Origin of the sequence: Rhizorhabdus sp., assembly GCF_018006725.1 — a bacterium.
Taxonomy (GTDB): Bacteria; Pseudomonadota; Alphaproteobacteria; order Sphingomonadales; family Sphingomonadaceae; genus Rhizorhabdus.
The window spans coordinates 1-7,408 of sequence record NZ_JAGMXV010000225.1; the positions used below are offsets into that span (position 1 = coordinate 1).

The 7,408-nt window shown below is 63.9% G+C and carries 9 protein-coding genes; 4 read left to right on the forward strand and 5 right to left on the reverse strand.

Annotation, left to right across the window (positions count from 1 at the left end; genetic code table 11):
• Positions 1–215: 215 nt before the first annotated feature.
• The 3 genes from KAY22_RS21940 to KAY22_RS21950 form a co-directional block, all read right to left on the reverse strand.
• Positions 216–677, reverse strand: coding sequence for a hypothetical protein (locus KAY22_RS21940; RefSeq protein ID WP_296625324.1), 462 nt, complete (start codon positions 675–677; stop codon positions 216–218).
• Positions 678–852: 175 nt separating this feature from the next.
• On the reverse strand, positions 853–1,479 hold the full coding sequence (locus tag KAY22_RS21945) for a histidine phosphotransferase family protein (protein WP_296625325.1): 627 nt from the start codon (positions 1,477–1,479) through the stop codon (positions 853–855).
• Positions 1,480–1,553: 74 nt separating this feature from the next.
• Positions 1,554–1,943 (reverse strand): M67 family metallopeptidase, encoded by a 390-nt coding sequence (locus tag KAY22_RS21950; RefSeq protein ID WP_296625326.1) that lies wholly within the window; start codon positions 1,941–1,943, stop codon positions 1,554–1,556.
• 17 nt (positions 1,944–1,960) lie between these two features.
• Here KAY22_RS21950 and KAY22_RS21955 point away from each other — a divergent pair, with 17 nt between their 5' ends.
• Complete coding sequence (locus tag KAY22_RS21955; RefSeq protein ID WP_296625327.1) at positions 1,961–2,917, forward strand: RluA family pseudouridine synthase; 957 nt, start codon at positions 1,961–1,963, stop codon at positions 2,915–2,917.
• 99 nt (positions 2,918–3,016) lie between these two features.
• The gene (gene rpoH, locus KAY22_RS21960; RefSeq protein WP_296625328.1) at positions 3,017–3,922 is read left to right on the forward strand and encodes an RNA polymerase sigma factor RpoH; all 906 of its coding nucleotides are present in this window, start codon (positions 3,017–3,019) and stop codon (positions 3,920–3,922) included.
• Between the two features lie 58 nt (positions 3,923–3,980).
• On the opposite strand, the gene KAY22_RS21965 is transcribed toward rpoH, so the two are convergent.
• Positions 3,981–4,784, reverse strand: coding sequence for a transporter (locus KAY22_RS21965; RefSeq protein ID WP_296625329.1), 804 nt, complete (start codon positions 4,782–4,784; stop codon positions 3,981–3,983).
• Between the two features lie 66 nt (positions 4,785–4,850).
• On the opposite strand from KAY22_RS21965, the gene KAY22_RS21970 reads away from it, so the two are divergent.
• Together KAY22_RS21970 and mtgA are read left to right on the forward strand one after the other, a co-directional pair.
• Positions 4,851–6,347, forward strand: a complete 1,497-nt coding sequence (locus KAY22_RS21970; RefSeq protein WP_296625330.1) for a hypothetical protein — start codon at positions 4,851–4,853, stop codon at positions 6,345–6,347.
• Between the two features lie 13 nt (positions 6,348–6,360).
• Positions 6,361–7,056, forward strand: coding sequence for a monofunctional biosynthetic peptidoglycan transglycosylase (mtgA, locus tag KAY22_RS21975; protein ID WP_296625331.1), 696 nt, complete (start codon positions 6,361–6,363; stop codon positions 7,054–7,056).
• A gap of 74 nt (positions 7,057–7,130) precedes the next feature.
• On the opposite strand, the gene KAY22_RS21980 is transcribed toward mtgA, so the two are convergent.
• Positions 7,131–7,406, reverse strand: coding sequence for a YbaB/EbfC family nucleoid-associated protein (locus KAY22_RS21980; RefSeq protein WP_296625332.1), 276 nt, complete (start codon positions 7,404–7,406; stop codon positions 7,131–7,133).
• Positions 7,407–7,408 lie beyond the last annotated feature (2 nt).

The following is a 7,408-nucleotide window of genomic DNA, read 5'->3' on the forward strand; positions in this document are numbered from 1 at the left end:
TCACGGTGTGAACGAAGCGGAAAATCTCATCGAGCCGCGCACGGTCGTCCGGCGCCTTTTCCCAGGCAACGATCTCACCCGACAATGCTTGCAGCGTATCGCGGGTTTCCGCGACGAATTCGCCGAGCAGATCGTCCATGCCACCCTTTCCCGAACAGATATTCGTTCGGGGTCATGCAGTAATAGGGTTAAGGCGAGGTTTACGGTCGATGGTCTCAGCGGGCGATGTACGCCGCGCTTCCGGGAACGCGCCGCATCATTTCCAGCCGGCACAGCTCCTCATGGAGGTAACGAAGGATCGAGTGAAGCTCGCGGCGAATGTCCTCCGGCACATGCTCGGCGGCCGCAAGGAGCCTGATGCTGTCGATGAGCCGGCGTTCCTCACGGGCCAGATGACGGATCACGAGTTGCTCGTTGTCGAGCATCCGGCTCGCGAAATGGAGCGCGATCCGGCGCATGAGGCCGGCGATGCTGCTGCGATCGCAGTGGCGGCCGCCCAGTCGCTCGATTATCGCATCGAGTCGCTGAATGATGGTGCGGCGCATGTCGACGTCGCGCCCGAATTCGGCGTAGCTCGCAAAGGAGTGGGACTGGCAGACGGCCAGCTCAAGCTCACGAACCGTATCGTCAAGCGCGATACGCAATCGATTGAGCGATTTCAGCAGTCCATTATCCACTCGAAATTCCCCGCGCATCCATATGGGAGTTCCCGATGCTCCTCCTGGGAGCCTCACAGCCTTCAAAGGGCCCGGGTTCTCTCGATCATGCTGCGCCTATTGGCGCATTTCGGGAGCCCAACAATATGGGGGATTTACCTTAGGGAGAGCCACATGTGCGTGAAAAGGACGGCTTTCAGGCAGGAAGACGCGCGCCGACCATCAGCAGCCCTTCCGATGGTGTGGACAGTTGCACCTCACCCCCGGCCTCGGTGACGAGCAGGTGGACGAGCCAGGCGGCTGCGGCGCGCGCGGAAAGCAAATCGGGGTCCGCCTCGCCGAGGACCGCATTGCGCAACTCGGCATCGAGCACCACGCGCGGGCCTTCGGCGCGGATTACCAACTCGCCATTTTCGGCTGCTATGTCGAGTTGGCCACCCCGCACCAGCGCATCGCCGGCAAGCAGCGCAAGATTGAGCAGAATTTTGGTCGAGTCCTTGGGCAGGCTGGGCGCTTCGACCATCCAGCCCAGCTTGACCTTGCCATTGCCATGCAGCCCCTCGATCGCGGCGCGCGTTTCACGCGTATCGATCGCTTCGCCGAAACCACCGGCGGCACCGAAAGCAAGGCGATAGAATTTCAGGCGATTGGCGGTGGCTGATGCGCTCTCGGCGAGCAGTTCCATGCAGCGCTCGCGCATCTCGGGATCGGTCTCGTCGGCCAGCAGTTCGAGGCCGTTGTTGAGCGCGCCGACCGGCGACAGCAGATCGTGGCACAACCGCGAGCAGAGCAGGCTGGCGAAATCGGCCGACCGGTTGACCATAGAAGCGTTCCTCGAGAAAGGCGGACAGGCCGGGTCTTCTGCCTTGCGCGCGCGAGCAAGGCAATCGCGGAAGTTCAATCCACGACGAGTTCGACCGGCGCAAAGCCTCCGTTCGACGCAGCCCGCCAGGCCTTTATTTCACTGCCCGCAGCGATGATCCACAAGCTTCCGGGTTCGGCCGCCGCGCGGTCGCGGTCCGACGGCGCAGCTATTCCATTGGGGTGAGAGTGATAATGGCCGAGCAGGCTGGGTCCACCGGCCCGCGCAACCCGATGCGCCGCGATCAGCGCGCCGGGATCGACCTCGAAACTGGAATGCGGATCGACGGCGACGTTGCGGCAATGTTCGACCCGCTCGACCGTTTCTCCCCGGCCCAACAGAAGTCCGCACACTTCCAGGCCGGGGCTCGCCGCCGCCCGGCTCAGGATCGCGTCCAGCAACACTCTTGATATCCGCACCGGCATCGCCACATGCCTAGACGATGACTGGGGGGAAATCGACGCTGACGGCCAGGGTGCCCGACGACGCGGCCGGCTGGCGGCTCGACCGCGCGCTCGCGGCCGCTTTGCCTACCCATTCGCGCGAACGCCTGAAGGCTTTGATCTCCTCGGGCCAGGTTTCTACTCTCGATGGCGCACTCATTCGCGATCCGGCGGTCAAGGTAGCCCCGGGCGCGACGTTCGAGGTGCGGATGCCGGACCCGACCCCTGCACATAATGAGGCGCAGGACATCCCGCTGACGGTGGTGTTCGAGGACGAGCATCTGATCGTGATCGACAAACCCGCTGGCCTGGTGGTCCATCCGGCAGCAGGCAATCTCGACGGGACGCTGGTCAACGCTCTGCTCCACCATTGCCGGGGTAGCCTTTCCGGGATCGGCGGGGTCGAACGCCCCGGTATCGTCCACCGGATCGACAAGGACACGTCCGGCCTGATGGTCGCGGCCAAGACCGATCCCGCGCATGTCGGCCTCGCTGCCCAATTCGCCCGGCACAGCATCGACCGGCGCTACAAGGCGATCGTCGCGGGCCGCCCGCGGCCGGCCGAGGGCACGGTCGACGCCCCGCTCGCCCGCTCGGCCGCCAACCGCAAGAAGATCGCCATCGTCGGCGACGGTCGCGGGAAGCGCGCCGTGACCCATTTCTCGACGATCGAGCCATTGCGGGCAGCCGCCCTGGTCGAATGCCGGCTGGAAACGGGGCGCACCCACCAGGTCCGCGTACACATGGCTTCGCTCGGCCACCCTCTGCTCGGCGACCCGGTTTATGGCCGCAGCCGGCCGGAACATCGCGAGTTGCTCAACCGTTTGCAATTCAAGCGTCAGGCGCTGCACGCTGCCCGTTTGGGCTTCTTGCATCCGATCACAAGCACGGCTTTATCGTTCGATAGCGAAATTCCGACCGACATGCAGCTTTTGTTCAGCGATTTGCGTTTATAGATGCTATGGATGTTACAGAACGGTACGGCGTGATTCTCCGTATCGACACCAAGGTCAGACGGGCCGCATCTTTGGGCCCGCGAAGGGAGTAAGTCGATCATGGCAAGCGGTAAGAACGTGCCCGCCACGATTCCCGCACTGGGCGGTGAGCAGAGCCTCAATCGCTATCTCGCCGAGATCAGGAAATTTCCCCTGCTCACGGCAGAGGAGGAATATATGCTCGCCAAGCGCTTTCACGAGCATGGCGATCCCGAAGCCGCAACCCGGCTGGTGACGTCGCACCTGCGCCTCGTCGCCAAGATCGCGATGGGCTATCGCGGCTATGGGCTGCCGGCGAGCGAGCTCATCTCCGAAGGCAATATCGGCCTGATGCAGGGCGTGAAGAAGTTCGAGCCCGACCGGGGCTTCCGCCTCGCCACCTATGCGATGTGGTGGATCAAGGCATCGATCCAGGAATATATCCTGCGGTCGTGGAGCCTTGTGAAAATGGGTACGACCGCCGCGCAGAAGAAGCTGTTCTTCAACCTGCGGCGGATGAAGTCGAAGCTCGACGCCTTCGAGGACGGCGATCTCAAGCCCGAGGATCTGGCCAAGATCGCAACCGATCTGGGAGTCTCCGAAGAGGAGGTCACCCAGATGAACCGTCGCATGTCGATGGGCGGCGATGCCTCGCTCAACGTCTCGATGCGCGAGGATGGCGAAGGCGAGTGGCAGGACATGCTGGTCGACCAGGGACCGCTGCAGGACGAGCGCCTTGCGGAAGTCGAGGAAAAGGCCGTGCGGCACAACATGCTGCAGGAAGCGATGGCCGCGCTGAACGACCGCGAGAAGCATATCCTGGTCGAACGGCGGCTGGTCGACGAACCGAAGACGCTCGAGGAACTCAGCCAGGTTTATGGCGTGAGCCGCGAGCGGGTGCGCCAGATCGAGGTCCGCGCCTTCGACAAGCTGCAGAAAGCGATGATGCGGATCGCCGGAGAAAAGCGCCTGCTGCCCGCAGGTTGAAGTCCGTTCCTATCGGCGGGGTTCGCCCCGCCCCTTTTCTGCGCAAGATTGGCGCCATTCAGAAGCGGCGCGATATGCCTGCATAGAGTTCGACATCGGTGGCGGCGTGGTTCAAACCCGCGTTCACACCGAAGTCGAACTGCAGATCGTCATTGGGTTGCAGGCCCATGGACAGGCCCGCAACGTGAAACATCTGGTGACCCGACGGGTCGCGATCGCGTTCCAGCTGATATTCGATCGTTGCGCCGAGCTGATCCGATAATTTGTCCGTCAGCCCTACGACATTGGCATAGGCTAGATGCCGACCCGACCGATCCTCGTCGACCGCAGCCTCGACCGAGGGCATCAACGCGAAAGAAAGATGGTCGTTGAGTTCGAACGACAGCGGGACCTCGAGACCCGCCGACCAGTCCCCCGAGCCTGCGGCAAAGCCGCCGGTCGGGAGCGTGCCCTTGATCATGACAGCCAGTGACGTGCCGCTGCCATCCGGGCTCTTGAGATTGCGACGGAGAGCCAGAAAGACATCCCCCACGCCGTTCTGCGATGTCGTACCTAGCGGGCCGCGCTCGGCATGCCGGCCGAAACTGGTCCATCCGATCTGCACCTCGGCATGGCCGGCAATGCCCCTGCGCACCAGCAGGTCGCCGAGCAGCAGCTCCGTGGTGCGCTCGCTCCCACTCATGCTGTCGCGCGACCAGTCCGCCAGCCCGACCTCGACCGAGGTCGCTCCGGCGTCCATCGTGCAGGTCGGGTTGCCGATGCCGGGACGGTCCGGGCAATAGTCCCTCGGTGCCGCCGAAAGCGCGGATCCAGCCGCAGCCAGCGCCATCGACAGGCTCGCTATGATGGCCAGGCGAACCATGAACTTTCCTTGTCGCTGTGAGCTGTCCCACTGACATGTGCCATGCCACATGTTACTGGCGCGTGCATGACGGGGGAAGAAAACACGCCGCGCCGGGCGAGGCATGGCGACCGCGCCTTGGCGCTGTCGATCGCGGCCGTGGTCGCTTGCCTGCTCGCATCCGCGCTGCTCGACGGTACCTCGTTCGACGACCTCTGGACGCTGTATCTGGCCGATGCCGGCAAGCCGATTGAAACGCTTGCGCATCTGCGATGGTCGCTCGATATCCGCCCCCCGGTCTTCGATGCCTGGGCATCGCTCCTGTCTCGGATGGGGCTCGACCTTGTCGCCGTGGCAAGGCTCATCTCGCACGTTCCCGCCCTGTTGTTCCTGCTATTGGCCGGGCGGAGCTTCATGCACCGCCTGCCCGAGGAACGACAGTTTCACGCAATATTCCTGCTGCTGATGCTGTCGGCCCCGGCGACAATACATGCCATCGGCCTCTATCGTGGCGATTTCTGGCAGTTGTCGGCTTTCGCGATCCAGATCATGCTCGCACGCCACATCCTCTATGTTCAGGAGGATTATCGCAGCCGCAAGGACGGACGGATCGCGCTGTTCGGGCTGCTGGCGACCATCGCCGCGATCACGCTGGATTATGGTGGGGCGCTGTTCGGCAGCGTGCTTGCCATGGCGACGATCCTCGCGGCGATGGCGCGTGGCCTGGGGCGCTGGGCCCGGTCGCTCATTCTGACGCTTGCCATCTCGGTCGCGGCCGTGGTGGCAGCCATTTCCTGGCAGGCTCCATCCTGGAGCCGCCATTTCGACCTGTACCAGAACTGGATCGACCTGGAAGCGACCTCGGCCTTTGCGGTAATGACCGGGCTGCTGATCGGCACGTTGGCGCACAACCCGATCGCCATCGCGGGCGCCTATCTCGGCCGTCAGAAATGGACCCGCCATGACAGCGGCTTTGCGGCCCTGCTCGGTATCTCGCTCGTCGCGGCGCTCGTCGCAATTTTGCAGATCGACGCACAGCGCCGGCTGGTTACCACTTCGAACAGCGCCGACCTGGCAGTCCTCGCCGCCGCACTGATGGCAACGGCCGGAATGAAGCTGCTCGACAGCCGGCTATGGACGAACGCGCTGTGCGCAGTGGCGGTGGTATCGGCGATCGTCTCGATGGCGGTGGGCGGTCTTGGCGGTGGCTGGCAGAATGGGGCAAAGAAGATTGCCCGCATCGTCGACCAATGTCCGCAGTCGCAGGTCTATGCAGCTTCGGGTTGGCGGATCGACGACGGCAGCAGCTCGCGCGCCGCGCGGAGGGAGGAACCGGTCTTCGCTCTGGGCTATCAGCGGCTGGCCAAGCTCAACGGCTTCCCTGTCACCCTGCTGCGCGAGGGCAAGCCGGTCAGAACTCGTCTGAGCCAGTGCCCCGTGCTGCTGTGGATCGAGCAGGTTCCCCCCTTCGTTCGCCCGAAACCCGACAAGATCATCCGGATGAGCGGCCTGCAGGGGCTGGAGGCCGCGCGCCTCTCGCTGATCCGGACGCATAGCGGGCTTATCCTGCGCGCAGAGCGGTGATATCCGGGCCGCCATGCCGAAATCCTCCCGCGCCCGCACAGCGCTCCGCATTCTCGGTCGGGGCATCGTCTATTTCGTGATCGGCTCGATCCTGTGGGTCGCGCTCTACCGTTTCGTCCCGCCGCCGGTCACCGCTACGATGCTCGTCAACGCGGCCGACGGACGCGGCATCACCAAGGACTGGATGTCGCTCGACGACATGTCGTCAAACATGGCGGTCGCTGCCATCGCCGCCGAAGACGGCAATTTCTGTCGCCATTTCGGTTTCGATTTCAAAGCGATGTACAACGCGCTCGAGAATAACATCGAGGGTCGGCGCAAGATTCGCGGCGGCTCGACGATCAGCCAGCAAACCGCCAAGAACGCCTTTCTATGGCAAAATGGCGGCTATGTCCGGAAGGCGCTGGAGGCCTGGTTCACGCTGCTGATCGAACTGCTCTGGTCGAAGAAGCGGATCATGGAGGTCTACCTCAACGTCGCAGAGACCGGGATCGGCACCTATGGCGCCAATGCCGGGTCGATGCGCTATTTCCGCCATGATGCCTCGCGGCTCAGCCGAGCCGAGGCCGCCCGTATTGCCGCCGTCCTGCCGCTGCCCAAGAAGCGGGCGGCCATTGCGCCCACCGGCTATACCCGCCGCTATGGCGACCGTATCGCGCGCCGCATGGGCCAGGTTCAGCGCTTCGGTCTCGACGCCTGCCTGAAATGAGAAACGGCGCGAACCGGTAGCCCCGCATCGCGCCGTTCTCTGAAAACTGTCCGCCGTTTCAGCGACGGCCGGCCTCAGCCGAAGGGCATCTTGAAGCCCGGCGGGATCGGCAGCCCCTGGGTCAGCTTCGCCATTTCGGCGTTGGAGGCCGCGTCCGCCTTGGTCCGGCAGTCATTGATCGCGGCGACGATCAAATCCTCGAGCATCTGCTTGTCTGCCGGCACCATCAGCGAGTCGTCGATGGCGACGGCGATGATCCGGCCTTTCGCGCTGGCGCGGATCTTGACGAGGCCGCCGCCCGAGGCGCCTTCGACCTCGATCGTATCGAGCACGGTCTGGGCCTGCTCCATCT

What these genes read in the sequence shown, in the direction of transcription:
- KAY22_RS21945 (WP_296625325.1), bottom strand. Translation starts at nt 1,479, where the DNA reads ATGGTCAACCGGTCGGCCGATTTCGCCAGCCTGCTCTGCTCGCGGTTG.
- KAY22_RS21950 (WP_296625326.1), bottom strand. Translation starts at nt 1,943, where the DNA reads ATGCCGGTGCGGATATCAAGAGTGTTGCTGGACGCGATCCTGAGCCGG.
- KAY22_RS21955 (WP_296625327.1), top strand. Translation starts at nt 1,961, where the DNA reads ATGACTGGGGGGAAATCGACGCTGACGGCCAGGGTGCCCGACGACGCG.
- rpoH (WP_296625328.1), top strand. Translation starts at nt 3,017, where the DNA reads ATGGCAAGCGGTAAGAACGTGCCCGCCACGATTCCCGCACTGGGCGGT.
- KAY22_RS21965 (WP_296625329.1), bottom strand. Translation starts at nt 4,784, where the DNA reads ATGGTTCGCCTGGCCATCATAGCGAGCCTGTCGATGGCGCTGGCTGCG.
- KAY22_RS21970 (WP_296625330.1), top strand. Translation starts at nt 4,851, where the DNA reads ATGACGGGGGAAGAAAACACGCCGCGCCGGGCGAGGCATGGCGACCGC.
- mtgA (WP_296625331.1), top strand. Translation starts at nt 6,361, where the DNA reads ATGCCGAAATCCTCCCGCGCCCGCACAGCGCTCCGCATTCTCGGTCGG.
- KAY22_RS21980 (WP_296625332.1), bottom strand. Translation starts at nt 7,406, where the DNA reads ATGGAGCAGGCCCAGACCGTGCTCGATACGATCGAGGTCGAAGGCGCC.